This window comes from Hyphomonas sp. (genome assembly GCF_017792385.1).
Taxonomy (GTDB): domain Bacteria; phylum Pseudomonadota; class Alphaproteobacteria; order Caulobacterales; family Hyphomonadaceae; genus Hyphomonas.
On record NZ_CP051230.1, the window covers coordinates 3,439,843 to 3,456,127 of the forward strand.

The 16,285-nt window shown below is 63.0% G+C and carries 16 protein-coding genes; 11 read left to right on the forward strand and 5 right to left on the reverse strand.

The features are described from left to right. Positions 1 to 17: 17 nt before the first annotated feature. Entirely contained in the window at positions 18 to 737 is a 720-nt protein-coding gene (locus HF955_RS16650) for a DnaA/Hda family protein (RefSeq protein WP_291076717.1), read from the reverse strand. Next, a complete protein-coding gene (locus tag HF955_RS16655) occupies positions 734 to 1,753 on the reverse strand; it encodes a hypothetical protein (RefSeq protein ID WP_291076719.1) in 1,020 nt (339 codons plus the stop codon). Before HF955_RS16655 ends, HF955_RS16650 begins: the two co-directional genes overlap by 4 nt. Before the next feature lie 105 nt (positions 1,754 to 1,858). On the opposite strand from HF955_RS16655, the gene purM reads away from it, so the two are divergent. The 3 genes from purM (at position 1,859) to HF955_RS16670 (ending at position 4,081) form a co-directional block, all read left to right on the forward strand. Continuing rightward, on the forward strand, positions 1,859 to 2,884 hold the full coding sequence (purM, locus tag HF955_RS16660) for a phosphoribosylformylglycinamidine cyclo-ligase (protein ID WP_291076721.1): 1,026 nt from the start codon (positions 1,859 to 1,861) through the stop codon (positions 2,882 to 2,884). After that, on the forward strand, positions 2,881 to 3,471 hold the full coding sequence (gene purN / locus HF955_RS16665) for a phosphoribosylglycinamide formyltransferase (protein WP_291076723.1): 591 nt from the start codon (positions 2,881 to 2,883) through the stop codon (positions 3,469 to 3,471). Before purM ends, purN begins: the two co-directional genes overlap by 4 nt. Before the next feature lie 223 nt (positions 3,472 to 3,694). Further along, a complete protein-coding gene (locus HF955_RS16670) occupies positions 3,695 to 4,081 on the forward strand; it encodes a hypothetical protein (protein ID WP_291076724.1) in 387 nt (128 codons plus the stop codon). 132 nt (positions 4,082 to 4,213) lie between these two features. Here HF955_RS16670 and ndk read toward each other — a convergent pair whose 3' ends face one another. Further along, on the reverse strand, positions 4,214 to 4,636 hold the full coding sequence (ndk, locus tag HF955_RS16675; protein WP_027836247.1) for a nucleoside-diphosphate kinase: 423 nt from the start codon (positions 4,634 to 4,636) through the stop codon (positions 4,214 to 4,216). Positions 4,637 to 4,781: 145 nt separating this feature from the next. On the opposite strand from ndk, the gene HF955_RS16680 reads away from it, so the two are divergent. Further along, positions 4,782 to 5,117 (forward strand): zinc ribbon domain-containing protein YjdM, encoded by a 336-nt coding sequence (locus HF955_RS16680; protein WP_291076727.1) that lies wholly within the window; start codon positions 4,782 to 4,784, stop codon positions 5,115 to 5,117. Positions 5,118 to 5,121: 4 nt separating this feature from the next. Here HF955_RS16680 and HF955_RS16685 read toward each other — a convergent pair whose 3' ends face one another. Together HF955_RS16685 and HF955_RS16690 are read right to left on the reverse strand one after the other, a co-directional pair. Beyond that, positions 5,122 to 5,595: a DNA polymerase III subunit chi gene (locus HF955_RS16685; protein ID WP_291076729.1), complete on the reverse strand. Its 474-nt coding sequence runs from the start codon at positions 5,593 to 5,595 to the stop codon at positions 5,122 to 5,124. 3 nt (positions 5,596 to 5,598) lie between these two features. After that, positions 5,599 to 7,065 (reverse strand): leucyl aminopeptidase, encoded by a 1,467-nt coding sequence (locus HF955_RS16690; protein WP_291076731.1) that lies wholly within the window; start codon positions 7,063 to 7,065, stop codon positions 5,599 to 5,601. A 116-nt stretch (positions 7,066 to 7,181) separates the two neighbouring features. Here HF955_RS16690 and HF955_RS16695 point away from each other — a divergent pair, with 116 nt between their 5' ends. The 7 genes from HF955_RS16695 to rpmG all read left to right on the forward strand — a co-directional run bounded on the left by HF955_RS16695 (position 7,182) and on the right by rpmG (position 16,283). Then, entirely contained in the window at positions 7,182 to 8,324 is a 1,143-nt protein-coding gene (locus tag HF955_RS16695) for an LptF/LptG family permease (protein WP_291076733.1), read from the forward strand. Then, entirely contained in the window at positions 8,324 to 9,445 is a 1,122-nt protein-coding gene (gene lptG, locus HF955_RS16700) for an LPS export ABC transporter permease LptG (RefSeq protein ID WP_027836251.1), read from the forward strand. The genes HF955_RS16695 and lptG overlap by 1 nt, the downstream gene beginning before the upstream one ends. Positions 9,446 to 9,512: 67 nt before the next feature. Beyond that, positions 9,513 to 12,065 carry a type I DNA topoisomerase gene (topA, locus tag HF955_RS16705; protein ID WP_027836252.1) on the forward strand — a complete coding sequence of 851 codons (2,553 nt, stop codon included), beginning with the start codon at positions 9,513 to 9,515 and terminating at the stop codon, positions 12,063 to 12,065. Between the two features lie 117 nt (positions 12,066 to 12,182). Further along, positions 12,183 to 12,920, forward strand: a complete 738-nt coding sequence (locus HF955_RS16710) for a M23 family metallopeptidase (protein WP_291076737.1) — start codon at positions 12,183 to 12,185, stop codon at positions 12,918 to 12,920. Positions 12,921 to 12,990: 70 nt separating this feature from the next. Continuing rightward, positions 12,991 to 15,279 (forward strand): ribonuclease R, encoded by a 2,289-nt coding sequence (rnr, locus tag HF955_RS16715; RefSeq protein WP_291076738.1) that lies wholly within the window; start codon positions 12,991 to 12,993, stop codon positions 15,277 to 15,279. 8 nt (positions 15,280 to 15,287) lie between these two features. Beyond that, positions 15,288 to 16,031 (forward strand): NUDIX hydrolase, encoded by a 744-nt coding sequence (locus HF955_RS16720; RefSeq protein WP_291076740.1) that lies wholly within the window; start codon positions 15,288 to 15,290, stop codon positions 16,029 to 16,031. Positions 16,032 to 16,115: 84 nt separating this feature from the next. Then, positions 16,116 to 16,283, forward strand: a complete 168-nt coding sequence (rpmG, locus tag HF955_RS16725; protein WP_027836255.1) for a 50S ribosomal protein L33 — start codon at positions 16,116 to 16,118, stop codon at positions 16,281 to 16,283. The last annotated feature ends 2 nt before the right edge of the window (positions 16,284 to 16,285 follow it).

A 16,285-nucleotide genomic window follows, 5' to 3' on the forward strand; every position in this document is an offset into this window, starting at 1 on the left:
CTTCCATTGCGTCCCGGTCAGCCAGCCGGGTCCGGCCCGGCCCATCCCAGATCCTCGACCACTTCCCGGGCCATCGGAACCGACGGGGGCCGTCCCGCCTCGGTCACCTTGTCGCTCAGTTTTTCCACAAAGGTTTCAATGGCCTCATAGGAGAGTTCCAGCCGGGGGACCATATACTTTATGACTTCCGGCTCGAGTTTCAGGAAATAGCGCGCAGCGGCCGCCTCAAGGCGCGCCTTCAGCATGTGCTCGTCCGGCTCATGAATTTCGACCACCGGCAGCGCCATCAGTCTCGATTTCAGGTCGGCCGACCCGGTCGGCCACTGGCTGGGATGGCGTTTCGAGGTCAACAGGACCCGCCCGCCCCCGGCAGCGGCGGAATCGATCAGCGTCAGCAGGTTTTCCGACTTCTTCACCTGGTCGGCATCATCCACGATCGAATACCCTTCGGCCAGCGCCGACAGGCCCGGCGTCTTGAGGCGCGAGAAATCCCTGGCGGCATAATACTGCCCGTCAAATTCCCGCCCCCAGGCCCGCGCCAGCGCCGAAAGGCCGCTGCGCGGCGGGCCCAGCAGGCAGATTGTGTGGAATGGCCAGGACTGCGGCGCCCGCAGCACGGCCACCGCGCTCTCATTGGCTTCCGTGACCAGAAGCGCCGTCAATTTCGGTTCTGTTGCCGGGAAACCAAGACTCAGCTGGCTCGGCTTTCCGGGGCCTTTCTGCTGATCCGCGCTCACGGTTCCCCCGATGCCGAAACAGCCGATCGCACGATCCAGCCATACTCGTTTTCGGACAGGGAGACGCCGCGTTGCAACAGATCGTTCTGCAGCCGCCGGGCATCACCGGCATAGGAGAAGGCCACCAGGGCGCCGTCGCGAGCAATGGCCTCGATGCGGAACTCCGATACCAGCGGCGACCGCGCCAGCGCGCCGCGCAACGTGTTCCATTCCGCCAGCGAGGTATAGCGTACGCTGGCCGTCGCCGGGGTCCGCTCGCCGGACCGGATGATCGAGGTTTCCTTCCAGTGCTCGTCCAGCAGGGTCACCATCCGGTCGACCGCGACCTCCAGCGAGGAGGCGTAAGGCGTTGTGCCAATCCGCTGCGTGCCGGCGGCAGTCACCGTCGACACAGTTACCTGCCAGGCGCCGTCCCGACCGGACAGATCCGCCAGGATACCCCTGCGGGCGCCCTGGACCGTGGCTTCCGGCGACAATTCCAGCCAGTCGCTATAGGCGCTGTACCCCGGGCTGTTCGCGGTCACGAAGGGCGACAGGGTCTCGTCCCGGCCGGTGCCGAGCGCTTCGCGCCAGGCGGCATCAAGGCCGGCAGACCCGGCCAGCGGCACAAGCAATCCCTTGGGCGCCTGGGTATCGACATAGGGTACCGACAGGGAGTCCAGATGCGCCCGTACCATGCGCGGATTGTAGACCACGGCCAGCGTGCCCTTGTAGCGGCCTGCACCAGCCGTCTCTTCCTGCACGTCCACCGCCGCCGACAATCGGTCTGCCAGCGCTGAATCGACGACCAGGCCGCCCGTCTTCATCCGGTCCTCTGCCAGCGTGATCCGGTCGATCAGCACGCGGGCGCCCTGGACGCGCGCCGACGCCATGGCCAGTTCGCGCGCCTCGATCAGCGAGCCGGCCCGCTCGTCCACTTCGATGTTCGAGACGGTGTAGACATCGCGGGTGTCGGCAAAGGCGTTGGCTCCCATCGCGGCGAGGGCAAAAAGGGACGCGATTAGGATACGAATCATGGTCGACGGCCTCCGTTTGAATTTGTTGTAGCAAGCCAATGCGACAGCCGAAACCGCAAGCGGCACTGGCAGAGACGTTTTCCCCATGCTAACGCGCGAGTCATCATGAGCGATACATCCAAAACTCTCCTTTCCTACCGTGATGCCGGTGTCGACATTGAGGCAGGAGAAAGGCTGGTCGAGGCCATTGGCCCGCTGGCAAAAGCCACCGCCCGCGCGGGCGTGATGGGCGGCCTTGGCGGCTTCGGCGCGCTGTTCGACCTGAAAGCCTCCGGCTATGAGGACCCTGTCCTCGTCTCCGGCACGGACGGGGTCGGCACGAAGCTGATGCTCGCCTTCGAAACCGGCATTCACAACACTGTCGGCATCGACCTTGTCGCCATGTGCGCCAATGATGTGCTCGCTCAGGGAGCCGAGCCCCTGTTTTTTCTGGACTATTTCGCCACGGGCAAGCTCGAAGCCGGCATCGCGGAAGCGGTGATTGCGGGCATCGCCGAAGGCTGCCGTCAATCCGGCTGCGCGCTGGTGGGCGGGGAGACCGCCGAAATGCCGGGCATGTATCCGCCGGGCCATTATGATCTGGCCGGCTTCGTGGTCGGCGCCGTGGACCGGGCGAAAGTCTTGCCGCGCATGGCCGACATGGCAGCCGGCGACGTGCTGATCGGCATTTCGTCCTCCGGGCCGCACTCGAATGGCTATTCCCTGATCCGCCGCATCGTCGAGCGGGAGGGCCTGTCCTATGAGGCCGCTTCGCCCTTTTCGGACGGCACGCTCGGCGAAGCGCTGCTGACGCCGACGCGGCTTTATTCCTCCGCAGCCCTGCCGCTCATCAAGGGCGGCCTCATCAATGGGCTTGCCCACATCACCGGCGGCGGCCTGACCGAAAACACGCCCCGCATGTGCCCGGACCATCTCGCTCCGCGCATCGACCGCACCAGCTGGACGCCCGGCCCGGTCTTCCAATGGCTGCAACAGGCCGGCGGGGTGGACCTCGACGAAATGCACCGCACCTTCAATATGGGCATCGGCATGGTCTTCGCTGTCGCGCCGGACATGGCCGACACGGTCATCGCCCGGCTGCGCGAGGCGGGGGAAAGCCCGGTCATCCTCGGGGATCTCGTCGCCGCATGACGCGCCTGAAGCTCGCGATCCTGATTTCCGGCCGGGGCTCGAACATGAAAGCCCTGCTGGAGGCCGCGCGCGATCCATCCTTCCCGGCACAACCGGTCCTCGTCCTGTCGAACAGGCCGGACGCCAGGGGTCTCGAAACGGCCGCAGCCGAAGGCATTGCGACCCATGCCATCGATCACAAGACGTTCGGCAAGGACCGCGAGGCCTTCGAACGCGCCATGCACGAACAACTCGAAGCCGCCGGCGTCGAAATCATCGCGCTGGCCGGTTTCATGCGGGTCCTGACGCCCTGGTTCGTCAACACATGGGAAGGCCGGATGATCAACATCCACCCCTCCCTCCTGCCCAAATACAAGGGCCTCGACACGCACCAGCGCGCCATTGATGCGGGCGATTCCGAGGCCGGCTGCACGGTCCACTGGGTCAGCCCCGGCGTGGATGATGGCGAAATCATACAGCAAGCCGCCATCCCCATACTGCCCGGCGACAGTGCTGACAGCCTCGCCGCCCGCATCCTGCCGGTCGAACACAGGCTGTACCCGGAAGCACTGGCAAAAGCCTGCGAAGCCATCAAGGCACGTACCTAGCGCCCCCTCCGAGCGCTCCGCGCCCACCTCCCCGCACGCGGGGGAGAAGAAAGACCGGACGCGCCGCATGGATCCTCCCCCGCCTGCGGGGGAGGTGCCCGAAGGGCGGAGGGGGAAACATCCTGCCCTATCCCCACACAAAACAGCCCAATCGTCCGCAAACACGCGTCCCAAGCCACCGCCAATCCGACAGCCCTGCACACGCGGTTACCTTCATACCGCGATGCCATCGGTCTCCCTCTTCCAGCCCCTGCCGGGCCTGCCTTCCCATCTCTGGCTTCTCTGGCCATTGATCTACTGGCGCATCCGTCGCCTGAAGGCCTGGTTCCAGGAGAATGGCGCCCCCGGCTCGCAAATGCTGTGGGGCGTGACCCGGGATGGCCGGGTGGTGGTCAATCTGTTGTCGGATGATCTGTCGGGGCACAAGGCGCCGCACTCCGATTTCGGTTTCCAGCCGTCACGCCGCTTCCGCGAAGCAGCTTATGGCGAGGTGCTAATCCTCACCCCCGATCCGTGTCCCCGGCGCATGCCGGGGCCTCCCGCCGCAAGAGATCCCGGCCTGCGCCGGGTATACGGCAACGCATTTCTGCTGCCGCTGCCGGAAATCTGACTCTTCTGGGACAATCAAGGATTTGCCCCCCGGATGCCCCGCAGGTCTCCGGCCGCATGTGCTGAACGCAAAAGAAAAGGCCGCACCTTCCGGCGCGGCCCTTCAAAATCTCACCTGCCCGAAGGCGATGCCTTAGCCGGCGATGTCGGCCTCGGAAAAGAATTGCGCGATTTCGATCGCAGCGTTCTCTTCGGAGTCCGAGCCGTGGACGGAGTTTTCACCGATGGATTTGGCGTAGAGCTTGCGGATCGTGCCGTCAGCCGCTTCGGCCGGGTTCGTGGCGCCCATCACTTCGCGGTATTTCGCAACGGCGTTCTCGCCTTCCAGGACCTGAACGACCACCGGGCCGGAGGTCATGAACTCGACCAGTTCGCCATAGAAGGGGCGCTCGGCATGCACCGCATAGAAACGCTTGGCCTGGTCTTCGGTCATCTGGATACGGCGCTGGCCGATGATGCGCAGGCCGGCCTGCTCGATCACGGCATTGACGGCGCCGGTCAGATTACGCTCGGTCGCGTCCGGCTTGATGATGGAAAAAGTACGCTGAACAGCCATGATGAGGTCCTGTTTTAAAGGGAAATTGGGGTCACGCGCGGCCTATAGCGGCGCTGGCGCAGCGGGGCAAGCGTCGAAGGCCGCTCTTGCGCAGGCGCTGAGACGGGCCTACCAGCCCGGCCTGTAAAGATTCGAGGACCCGCCCATGAGCGCGCTGCCGCCCTGCCCCAAATGCAACTCGCCCTATACCTATGAAGACGGCGCGTTGCTGATCTGTCCGGAATGCGCCCATGAATGGAGCGCGGACGCGGCAGGCGAAGCCGATGCGACCATCATCCGGGATTCGAACGGCAACCCGCTCGCCGACGGCGACACGGTCGTCGTGATCAAGGATCTGAAGATCAAGGGATCCTCCTCGGTCGTCAAACGCGGCACCAAGGTGAAGAATATCCGCCTCGTTGATGGCGATCACGATATCGACTGCAGGATCGACGGCATCGGCCAGATGGGCTTGAAGTCCGAGTTCGTGAAGAAGGCGTGAGCCCCTACTTCCCCGCCTCCTTCCAGCCACCACTCGGCGTCTGCTGGAAATAGCGCGTCACCAGCCCGGCATCCTTTGCAGCCTTGAATTGCTGGCGCGCGAGCGATCTCGTGTCGGTGTCACCATCATCGAACATGACCATGCAGCGCGTGAACGGCGCGTCGACCGGCGCCTTGGTCCCGTCCATCAGGACCAGCGCCTCGGCTCGGTTCTGATTGTCCAGCTTGCCGGTCAGCAGGATCGGCTGGCGCGCCGGATCCAGTCCCGGCGCCTCGGCCTGGCCATGCGGCAGGAAGGTTTTCTCGTCAAACGTCCAGAGGCTGGAATCAAGCGCCGCCAGCCGGTCGGGACTGGGGCTGACGGCCAGAACCCGCCAGCCCGCATCCAGACATTTCTGCATCAGGGGCGCCGCCGCCTGCTCCAGCGTGGTGCGGGAGAGATGGTAAAACCACCATTCCGGCTTCGGCGCCTCTGACATGGATCAATTCTCGTAATTGTCGGCAATCCAACGATCCAGAAGGCGCGGCCCGAAACCGGACGCCCAGCTGACATCATGGGCGGCCTTTTCACCCTCGACCCAGGCCACACCGGCAATATCGAGGTGCGCCCATTTCACGCCCTCCTTCACGAAGCGCTTCAGGAATTGCGCGGCCGTGATGGAGCCGGCGGCCCGGCCGCCAATGTTCCGCATGTCCGCGAATTTCGACTTCAGCAGCGAGTCGTATTCCGGCCCCAGCGGCAGGCGCCAGACGCGCTCGCCCTCGGTCAGGCCGGCCTTTGTGAGTTCGCTGGCAATATCATCGCTCTCGGTGAACAGGCCAGCATGGTGATGGCCGAGCGAGATGACAATCGCGCCGGTCAGCGTGGCGAGGTCGACCATCGCCTTCGGCTTGAAATGCTCCTGCGCATACCAGAGCACATCACACAGGACGAGCCGGCCTTCGGCATCTGTGTTCTGCACTTCAATGGTCTGGCCGGACGCCGATTTCAGAATGTCGCCGGGGCGGATCGCATTGCCGTCCGGCATGTTCTCGACCAGGCCGACCAGACCGATCACATTGACCTTGGCCTTGCGCTCGGCCAGCGCGCGGATCGTTCCGGTCACCGCCGCTGCGCCGCCCATATCCCCGCGCATGTCTTCCATGCCCGGTCCCGGCTTCAGAGAGATGCCGCCCGTATCGAAACAGACGCCCTTGCCGATCAGGATCACCGGGTCGTCGCCTTCCGCGCCGCCCATCCATTTCATAATGCCCAGCTGGCTTTCCTTCACGCTGCCCTGACCGACGCCGAGCATGGAATTCATGCCCAGCTTGGCGAGTTGATCCTCGCCCAACACTTCGACCTGCACGCCATACTGGCCGAGTTCGCGGCATTTCTCGGCAAAGCTGGCGGGATAGAGATCGTTCGGCGGCATGTTGACCAGGTCCCGCGCGAGGAAAGTGCCGTCGGCGCCGGCAGAGAGCGGAGCAAACGCCGCCTCGGCAGCTGGCACATCCTCGACGACCAGCGTCAGCGTTTCGAGGCTCGGCTTCTGGTCATCTTCCTTCTTGGTGAAATAGGTGTCGAACCGGTAGGACGCGAGCTTGGCGCCCAACGCAATGCGTGCGGCATCTTCTGCCGACCCGGCATGGATGGCGAGCGATGCGAACCCGCTATTGGCGTGGGATTTGTAGAGGTTCGCGCCCAGTCCCTCCAGGACCCTGGCATCTCGCTTGTCAGCCTTGCCGGTCCCGATCAGGACAACCCGGCGGGCATCGCTGCCCTTCGGCAGGACGATGAAGGCCTGCTGGTCCTTCTTGCCCTTGAAGCGGGCCCCTTCCAGAGCTTCGGCCAGCAAGCCGCCAACCGCCTTGTCCAGTTCGACAGCGGCCTCCGGAAGCGCGCCGCCTTCATCGATCAGGAATGCGATAATGTCGGTCTTGGCACTGTCAGCAAATGTGATGTTCATGTGTGGATTCTCCATTTGGAGCGGAAACTAAACGTCGACGCGCGTTGCGCAACTCGTTAGCTAGGGAAATATCACCCCTTTCTGAAGGATTCTGCGGAAAGCCTGCCGTTCACCCTATGACCAAAATCCAGACATATCTGTTCTTTGAGGTCCTGCGGGCGGTGGTCATCATTGTCGGCGGTCTGGTCATGCTGGCTCTGCTGGCCCAGGGCCTGTCCAGGACCGACGTCATTCTCGAGAACCGCCAGTCCGCCGCGACCTATTTCTACATCGTCATGCTCGGCGCGCCGCAGATCATCGCCTTGCTGACCCCGCTGGCCCTGTTCGTGGCAGGCGTGTGGTCCTTGAACCGCATCCACAAGGACAGCGAGATCGTCGTCGCCCAGGCCGCCGGCATGACACGCTGGCAGGTCGCCTCTCCAATCCTGCGGCTGGCCGTGTTCTGCATGATTGCGCATCTGGCCGTGAATCTCTGGGTCCAGCCGACTGCCCAGCGGGCGATGCGCGAGACCGTTGCCTCCGCCCGGGCAGATCTGGCGGCCGCGCTCATCCGGCCGGGCCAGTTCACCTCGAATGGCGACCGGCTTACCTTCTACGCCCGGGAGCAGGTCGGCGGGGAGCTGCGCGGCGTGCTGATCTCCGACATGACCGATCCGGAAAACCCCACCGACATTCTGGCTCGCAGCGCCGCCCTGATCGAATATGAAGGTCACCCCACCTTGCTGCTGCGGGACGCGACAAGCCAGCAGCTCGATTCCAACAGCCAGTTGTCGATCCTCGAATTCGACCAGTACCTGTTCGATCTGACAGACTTCATGAAGGAAGATTCCGATCTCGTCCTGAAGGCGTCCGACAAATATCTCCACGAGCTATTTTTCGTGGACCGGACAAACTATTTCGAACTGAAGGAAGCCGACGCCCTGTTGGCCGAAGCGCACAGCCGGCTTACCACGCCGCTCCTGAACATCGTCATGACCCTGTTGGCCATTGTCGCCGTTCTGGGCGGGGATTTCAGCCGAAAGGGCTACAGCAAGCGGATCGCCTGGGCGACAGGCGGCGCCATCGGGGTCCTGATCGTGCAACTCGTCCTGCAATCGGCATCTGCCAATGATCCGGCCCTGAACATCCTGCAATGGCTCGCACCGCTGAGCGTAGCCGGCACACTCAGCTACATCTATTTCGGTCGCGGGCGCCATCTCGGGAAGATCGAACGGCCGCAATTCGACATGTTCCGGCCAAATGGAGGCGCGGTCAGCTGATGCCCCTGTTCTCGCGCATCCAGAGATACATCCTCCGCGAATGCCTGCAGGGGCTCGCGCTGGTGCTCGGCATCCTGTTGCTGGCCATCCTGATGATCGACGTGGTGGAACAGCTGCGCACCGTGGGCGGCGATGTCCGGCTCAGCATTTTCGGCGCGCTGAACCTGTCGCTGATGAAACTGCCCCAGATCGTGGAGCAGACCCTGCCCTTCGCCCTGCTGATCGCCTCGATGATGGCGTTTACGCGGCTGAACCGCAGATCCGAACTCTCCATCATCCGCGCCAGCGGGATTTCCGCCTGGCGCTTTCTGACCCCCGTCATGGTGCTTGGCGTGGCGCTGGGCCTGTTCACCATGATGGTGCTGAACCCCTTTGCAGCGCGGCTTTCGGAATCTTTCGAGCAGACCCGCGACCGACTGCTGAATGAAGGGCGGCCCACGCTGGCGGTCTCCGATACGGGCATCTGGCTGCGCCAGGGCGACGAAACCAATCAGATCGTCATTCATGCCGAACGCGTTGCCGAGGGCGGGGTGAACCTTCAGGACGTGAAGATGATCCAGGAAGAGCGCCTCTATGCAGACGGCCGCCCGACCAGTGACTATGCGTTCGCCCGCCGGATCGATGCAGAGCGTGCAGTGCTGCGCGACGGCTTCTGGCAGCTTGAAGGCGTGATCGAGAACACGCCCAACCAGCCGCCCGAATTCAAGGACAATCTCGCCATTCCCACCACGCTGGACGCATCGACCCTGCTCGACAAGTTCGCTTCGCCGAACACGATCGGCTTCTGGCAATTGCCGCACTTCGTCCGCCAGACCCAGGATGCCGGCCTCGACGCATCGCGCTACCGGATGCGGCTCAATTCGCTGATGGCCCTACCGGCGCTGTTCGTGGCCATGGCGCTGATCGGCGCGGTTGTCTGCCTGCGACTCCAGCGCATGGGCGGCAATTCGCAGCTGCTCGCCATAGGGTCGCTGGCAGCTGTCGGGCTGTATTTCTTCACCCAGTTCTCCTCCAGCCTCGGCGCAACCGGCGCCGCGCCGCCTGTAGTCGCCGCATGGAGCCCGCCCCTTTTCGTGCTGTTCTGCACGCTTACCTTCATCGCCTACAGGGAAGACGGCTAATCACCACACGGCCTTGACAGGGCCTGTCTCCCGAGCCCATCTCTCGCCGCCTTAAAGAGGTAAGCGCATGAAACTTGTCGTCGTCGAGTCGCCCGCCAAGGCAAAAACCATCAACAAGTATCTGGGCAAGGACTACAAGGTCCTGGCCTCGTACGGGCACATTCGCGACCTGCCTTCCAAGAACGGATCGGTCGATCCCGACAATGATTTCGACATGGTCTGGGAAGCCGATTCCAAATCATCCAAGCGCATTTCCGAAATCGCTTCGGCGCTCAAGGAAGCCGACAAGCTCATTCTCGCAACCGACCCCGACCGCGAAGGGGAAGCCATCAGCTGGCACCTGGTCGAAGCCCTGCGCAAGCGCCGTGCCCTCAAGAAGGACACTCCGGTTGAGCGCGTCGTCTTCAATGCCATCACCAAGTCGGCGGTTTCTTCAGCGATGGAGCAGCCGCGCCAGATCGATGGCGAACTGGTGGACGCCTATCTCGCCCGCCGCGCACTGGATTATCTGGTCGGCTTCAACCTGTCGCCGGTCCTCTGGCGCAAGCTGCCCGGCAGCCGCTCTGCGGGCCGGGTCCAGTCCGTGGCCCTGCGAATCGTCTGCGACCGCGAGAACGAGATCGAGCTGTTCAAGCCGCAGGAATACTGGACCATCACCGCCAACATGCGGGCCCCGGACGGCACCGATTTTGAAGCCCGTCTCTACAGTCTCGATGGCGACACGCTTAAGAAATTCACGCTGGGCAATCAGGGGGATGCCGATACGGCTCTGGAAGTCGTGCGTGGCGGTGGCTATTCCGTCTCCTCGGTCGAGGCCAAGCCGGTCAAGCGCAACCCGCCTCCGCCCTTCATCACCTCAACCCTCCAACAGGAAGCCTCCCGCAAGCTGGGCTTTACCGCGAAGCGCACCATGCAGGCCGCCCAGAAACTGTATGAGGAAGGACGCATCACCTATATGCGGACCGACGGCGTGAACATGGCGGAAGAGGCCTATGCCGCCGCCCGCTCGATGATCCAGTCCAATTATGGTGCCCAGTACCTGCCGGAGAAGACCCGGCGCTATTCCTCCAAGGCGAAGAACGCCCAGGAAGCGCACGAAGCCATCCGCCCGACCAATTTCGATCTCCGTCCGGAAGACTATCATGGCGATGGAGACCTGAAGAAGCTGTACACGCTGGTCTGGCGGCGTGCGGTCGCTTCGCAGATGGAAACGGCGCGGTTCGAGCGTACCACAATCGACATGACCTCCAAGGACAAGCGGGCGGTCCTGCGTGCGACCGGCCAGGTCCTGGTGTTTGACGGCTATATCAAGCTGTACCTCGAGGGCCGCGACGAGGGCGATGACGGGGATGACGACGAGAACCGCCTGCCCAAGATGCAGGAAGGCCAGCATGCCGACCTGCTCAAGGCCGATGCCGCACAGCATTTCACCAGCCCGCCCCCGCGCTACACCGAAGCCTCGCTGGTCAAGAAGCTGGAAGAACTCGGCATCGGGCGCCCATCCACCTATGCGTCCACGCTCTCCACACTCGAGGACCGTGGCTATGTCCGGCTCGAGAAGAAGCAACTGATCCCGGAAGACAAGGGCCGCCTGGTGACGGCTTTTCTCGAAAACTTCTTCCAGCGCTATGTGGAATACGATTTCACGGCCAGTCTCGAGGAAAAGCTCGACATCATTTCCGATGGGAAGCTCGACTGGAAAGTCTTCTTGCGCGAATTCTGGAACCAGTTCGTTGCCGACATCGGTGAGACCAAGGATCTCCGCGTCTCCGAAGTGCTCGACGTGCTGAACGAGGAACTTGGCGCCTATGTCTTCCCGCGCCAGGATTCAGACGGGAACCCGGTTGAGAATCCGCGGCTGTGTCCGCTCTGCAAGGAAGGTGAACTGTCGATCAAGCTCGGCCGCTACGGCGCCTTTGTCGGATGCTCGCGCCACCCGGAATGCAAGTTCACACGTCAGTTCAGCGCCGATGGAGAGGCGGCGGCGGCCATCGATCCAGACGGCAATGAACTCGGCCTGCACCCGGAAACCGGTCAGATGATCTATCTCAAGACCGGCCGTTTTGGCCCCTATGTCGAGATGGCGACAGACGACAAGCCGAAGCGTGCGTCCCTGACCAAGGCCGAGAAGGAAAACCCGCAAGACATCACGCTGGACCGCGCCGTCGAATTGCTGCTTCTGCCGCGCGAAGTCGGCAAGCACCCGGAAGACGGCGAACCGATCCTGGCGAATTTCGGCCGGTTCGGTCCCTATGTTCAGCATGGCAAGACCTATGCGAACCTGAAGGATCCAGGTGACGTCTTCACCATTGGCCTCAACCATGCGGTCACCCTGATTGCCGACAAACGGGCCAAACAGACCGCCCGCAGCACGGTTCTCAAATCACTTGGCGACCATCCGGATGGCGGCGCGATCGAAATTTTCGAAGGCCGCTACGGCCCCTATGCGAAGCATGGCAAGACGAACGCAACGCTGCCCAAGGATGTGACGCCGGAGACCGTGACGCTGGAACAGGCGATTGAACTGATCAACGCCAAGGCGGCAAAAGGCGGCAAGAAGAAAGCCCCTGCCAAGAAGAAGGCGCCCGCCAGGAAAAAGGCCGCTGCCAAAAAGGACTAGTCAGCAGCACCCGGGACGGGTGAGACACCGCTGCACCAGACAAGGCCCCTGCCTCGCTTGAGCAGCTGCCTGCAAGCTGGATAATCTGAGTATGGTTGTTTGGTTTTGGAACAGGCGATGGCCAGTCTCGAGAAATATGTCTTTCTGGGTGCGGTAACGGTCGCGATCATCCTGATGGCGCGGACGCCGGATACCCAGCCGCCCGCACGTCCAGGCGATCTGGCGGACACCGGGCTCGCCTCTGACTCTCCTGCGGCGAACCCGTCCCGTCATGACGTGCTTCCCGCAGTGCTCACCCTGACGCCCGCCCCGCGCGGCCATCTGGACACGCTGCTGGCCTGCAAGGGAATGGCGCCCAGTCTCGGCAACAATGTTGATGGCGACCTTCGGGTCACCGACTACAAGCCCCTGGTCGTGGCGCAAGGTTCTGTCACGCTCGCCACGGCGCCGGTCGGCGGCGGGTGCCTGTCTTCGATCTTCGGCCAGCGAAATGGCCGCCTCCACAAGGGCGTGGATTTCTATCATGACGCGCCGGTGCCGATCTATGCGGCGGCGGCCGGCAAGATCCGGCGCAGATTGTACCGGGAGGATTATGGCAACATGGTCGTCATCGATCATGGTGCCGGCGTCTATACCCGATACGCCCATCTCGAAGATTTCTCTGACATCCGGCAGGGCGATCAAGTGGTCGCGGGACAGATGATCGGCACGATGGGCAACACGGCCGGGTATCGCCTTCCACGTCACCTGCACTATGAGGTTCTGACCGGTCAGTGGGGCGCCCGGTCAGGCTCGTTCGCACTGGAGCCTGTGGACGTCCTGGCGCTGCCCGCAGCCGGGGACCCGGCGCCCTGATCGGCGCGCCGCTGAGCCTTTTGCGCAAATCCCCCGCGCATTTTCGTCCGAGTCTGCCTATATGGGCCTCATGAGTTTCCCAGATAAACAAACAGTCCTCGATTTCATTCGGGACAATCCGACCGCAACGACCAAGCAGGATATTGCCCGCGGCCTCCATGTGAAGGGCCGCGAACGCGCCGTGCTGCGCGAAATCCTCAAGGAGCTGGAGGCCGATGGCACGCTGGAGCGAACAGGCAAGCGCGCCTGGGCGCAGGCAGACCGTCCGCCGCCCACGGGCGTTGTTCAATTCACCCATACCGACGACAATGGCGACCTGATCGGCAAGGCTGTCGGCGACAATGGGCCATTCGGCCCCGACATCGTCTATACGGGCCTTTCCGGCAAGCCGAAGGGCAAGGCCACGGAGCCTGGCGAAGGCGACCGTGCCCTCTGCAAGATCAAGCAAGTGGACGGCGAATGGCAGGCCCGCGCGCTGACAGTCCTGGAAAAGCGTCTCACCAATTCACTGGTCGGACTTTATTCGCAAGGTCCGCGCGGCGGCAAGGTAACTCCCGCCAACCGCAAGGAACGCCGGGAATTCCTCATACAGGAAGCCGATCGCAACGGTGCGGAAGATGGCGACCTGGTCGTCACCACGCCAAAGCCGCAGGGCCGCAGGCAATACGGCCCCAATCTCGGCATCATCCGGGAGGTCATCGGCCATATCAGCGATCCGCGTTCGGCCAGCCTGCTGGCCATTCATGCGCACGGCATTCCGGTCGACTTTCCCGAAGCCGCTCTGGAGCAGGCCCGCAATCCGAAGCCTGCCCCCGCCGAACGCGAGGATCTGACCCAGATCCCGCTGATCACGATCGACCCGCACGACGCGCGCGACCATGATGATGCCGTCTTTGCCGAGCAGCTGGACGATGGCTGGCGCGTGATCGTCGCCATTGCCGACGTTGCCGCCTTTGTGACGCCGGACTCGCCGCTGGACCGTGAAGCGCTGAAGCGGGGCAATTCCACCTATTTCCCGGACCGGGTCGTGCCGATGTTGCCCTTTGAACTGTCGGCAGACGCATGCTCCCTGCGCGAGGGGGAATTGCGCCGCTGCATGGCTGTGGAAATGATCTTCGACAAGGCCGGGACAAAACGGTCTCACCGCTTCATTCGCGGCATGATGAAGTCGGCCGCCAAACTGTCGTACGAGGAAGCCCAGGCCGCCATTGACGGCAAGCCGGGCGGCAAGGCCGAAGAGATGCTGGAGCCGGTCCTGAACCCGCTCTGGGGGGCCTATGCGGCGCTGGCCGAGGCGCGCGACCGGCGCTCGCCCCTGGACCTCGACCTGCCCGAACGCCGTATCCTGTTCACCGAGGATGGCGAGATCGACGGCATCATCACAAAGGAACGACTCGAAGCGCACCGCCTGATCGAGGAATTCATGATCCAGGCCAATGTGGCCGCCGCCGAGTCGCTGGAAAAGCAGAACAGCCCCCTGATCTACCGCGTCCATGACACACCGACGGATGCCAAGATCGCGGCCTTTGCCGAATTCCTTCAGACCATCGACATGAAGTGGAACATCGGCCAGCGCCCGCAGACCGAACATTTCAACCGCCTGCTTGGTGACATTGATGGCAGCGACTACGACCAGATGGTCACCCAGATGGTGCTGCGTACGCAGGCGCAGGCGATCTATTCGGAAGAGAATCTCGGCCATTTCGGCCTGAACCTTGTCCGCTATGCCCATTTCACCTCGCCGATCCGCCGCTATGCAGACCTGATTGTTCACCGGGCGCTGATTGCCTCACTCGGCCTTGGTCCGGATGGCCTGTCCAAGGACATGGCTGCGCGTCTGGAAGAAATGGCGCAGCACATCTCGGACACCGAACGCCGTTCGATGGCCGCCGAACGGGAAGCGACAGACCGCTACCTCGCCATCTTCCTGGCCGATCGGGTGGGAAGCGAGTTCGAAGGCCGCATCACCGGCGTGACCGGTGCAGGACTGTTCATCGCGCTCGCCGGATCCGGCGCGGACGGTTTCGTACCGATTTCCTCCATCTCAGATGATTACTGGGTGCTGGATGAAGCGGCCATGCAGATCTATGCGCGCGGATCGGGCAAGACGTTCGGCCTCGGCCAGATCGTGCGCGTGAAACTGAAGGAAGTGACCCCGTTGCAGGGCGGCTTGTTGCTGGAAATGCTGTCAGAGCCCATGCCCGCGCCCAAGGGGCGCCGCGAAGCGCGCCAACGCGCAGATGCCGGTCACCGTTCCCGCCGTCGCCCCGGCCCGGGAAAACCGACCGGCAAACGCGCAGGCAAACCGAAATTCAACAAGAAGACGCTGCCGAAACACAAGCGCAAGCGCCGGACATAAGACACACCATGACCTCGAACCCGCATACAAGGACGCTGATCGGCTCGGCGTTTGACAAGGAAGACGATGGCGATGTCATCGAGACACGCAAGCGCAGCCCACGCCCGAAAGATGCGGCGACCCTGATTCTGGTGCGCAGGGACGCGGCCCGGCCGCGCGTCCTGATGGGCAAGCGCTCTGCGCGCCATGCCTTCATGCCGGACAAATACGTCTTTCCCGGCGGGCGCGTCGATCCGCAGGACGGCAAGGCCGTATCCTGGTGCGAATTCGAACCGCTTCAGGAACGCCTGTTGCGCATCCAGAGCCGCCGCAAGCCGCGTGCCTTTGGCCTGACTGCAATTCGCGAGACGTTCGAGGAAACCGGTCTTCTGGTGGCCCGTGAGGCAGAGATGCCGGCGCGCTATCCCAGCGGATGGAAACGGTTCCATGATCTTGATGCAGCGCCCCATCTGTCACCGCTGACCTTTATCGGGCGGGCGATTACGCCGCCCTACAGGCCGAAGCGATTCGACGCCCGCTTCTTCATGGCTGACGCCGAAGAAGCCCTGATCGATGAGCGCCCTCCGGTCGATGGTGCAGAATTGTCAGACCTGCAATGGGTGACCCTGAAGGACGCGCTGGACCTCGACCTGCCGAACGTCACGCGCTTCATGCTGGGGGAAATCGAGGAGCGGATCGAAAAGCCGTCGCTCAATCGCGGCCCACCCTTCCTGCGCTGGACCCGCAGCGGCCACTCAACCGACCGCCTCTAGCAGCAATGGCGCTTGACTTCCGGTCCGCACATCGTCATTAAGCCGCTTTCCAGTTTCAGACGCTAACACAAGCGAGCATTCGTCATGGCCAAACCAGCCACCATCAAGATCCGCCTGAATTCGACGGCCGACACCGGTTTCTTCTACGTGACGAAGAAAAACCCGCGCAACATGACCGAGAAGATGGTCAAGCGTAAGTATGACCCGATCGCGAAGAAGCACGTCGAATTCAAGGAAGGCAAGATCAAGTAAGA

Bases quoted from the DNA above. Each gene is read 5' to 3' on its own strand.
- HF955_RS16655 (WP_291076719.1), bottom strand. From the start codon at position 1,753: ATGATTCGTATCCTAATCGCGTCCCTTTTTGCCCTCGCCGCGATGGGA.
- purM (WP_291076721.1), top strand. From the start codon at position 1,859: ATGAGCGATACATCCAAAACTCTCCTTTCCTACCGTGATGCCGGTGTC.
- purN (WP_291076723.1), top strand. From the start codon at position 2,881: ATGACGCGCCTGAAGCTCGCGATCCTGATTTCCGGCCGGGGCTCGAAC.
- HF955_RS16670 (WP_291076724.1), top strand. From the start codon at position 3,695: ATGCCATCGGTCTCCCTCTTCCAGCCCCTGCCGGGCCTGCCTTCCCAT.
- ndk (WP_027836247.1), bottom strand. From the start codon at position 4,636: ATGGCTGTTCAGCGTACTTTTTCCATCATCAAGCCGGACGCGACCGAG.
- HF955_RS16680 (WP_291076727.1), top strand. From the start codon at position 4,782: ATGAGCGCGCTGCCGCCCTGCCCCAAATGCAACTCGCCCTATACCTAT.
- HF955_RS16685 (WP_291076729.1), bottom strand. From the start codon at position 5,595: ATGTCAGAGGCGCCGAAGCCGGAATGGTGGTTTTACCATCTCTCCCGC.
- HF955_RS16690 (WP_291076731.1), bottom strand. From the start codon at position 7,065: ATGAACATCACATTTGCTGACAGTGCCAAGACCGACATTATCGCATTC.
- HF955_RS16695 (WP_291076733.1), top strand. From the start codon at position 7,182: ATGACCAAAATCCAGACATATCTGTTCTTTGAGGTCCTGCGGGCGGTG.
- lptG (WP_027836251.1), top strand. From the start codon at position 8,324: ATGCCCCTGTTCTCGCGCATCCAGAGATACATCCTCCGCGAATGCCTG.
- topA (WP_027836252.1), top strand. From the start codon at position 9,513: ATGAAACTTGTCGTCGTCGAGTCGCCCGCCAAGGCAAAAACCATCAAC.
- HF955_RS16710 (WP_291076737.1), top strand. From the start codon at position 12,183: ATGGCCAGTCTCGAGAAATATGTCTTTCTGGGTGCGGTAACGGTCGCG.
- rnr (WP_291076738.1), top strand. From the start codon at position 12,991: ATGAGTTTCCCAGATAAACAAACAGTCCTCGATTTCATTCGGGACAAT.
- HF955_RS16720 (WP_291076740.1), top strand. From the start codon at position 15,288: ATGACCTCGAACCCGCATACAAGGACGCTGATCGGCTCGGCGTTTGAC.
- rpmG (WP_027836255.1), top strand. From the start codon at position 16,116: ATGGCCAAACCAGCCACCATCAAGATCCGCCTGAATTCGACGGCCGAC.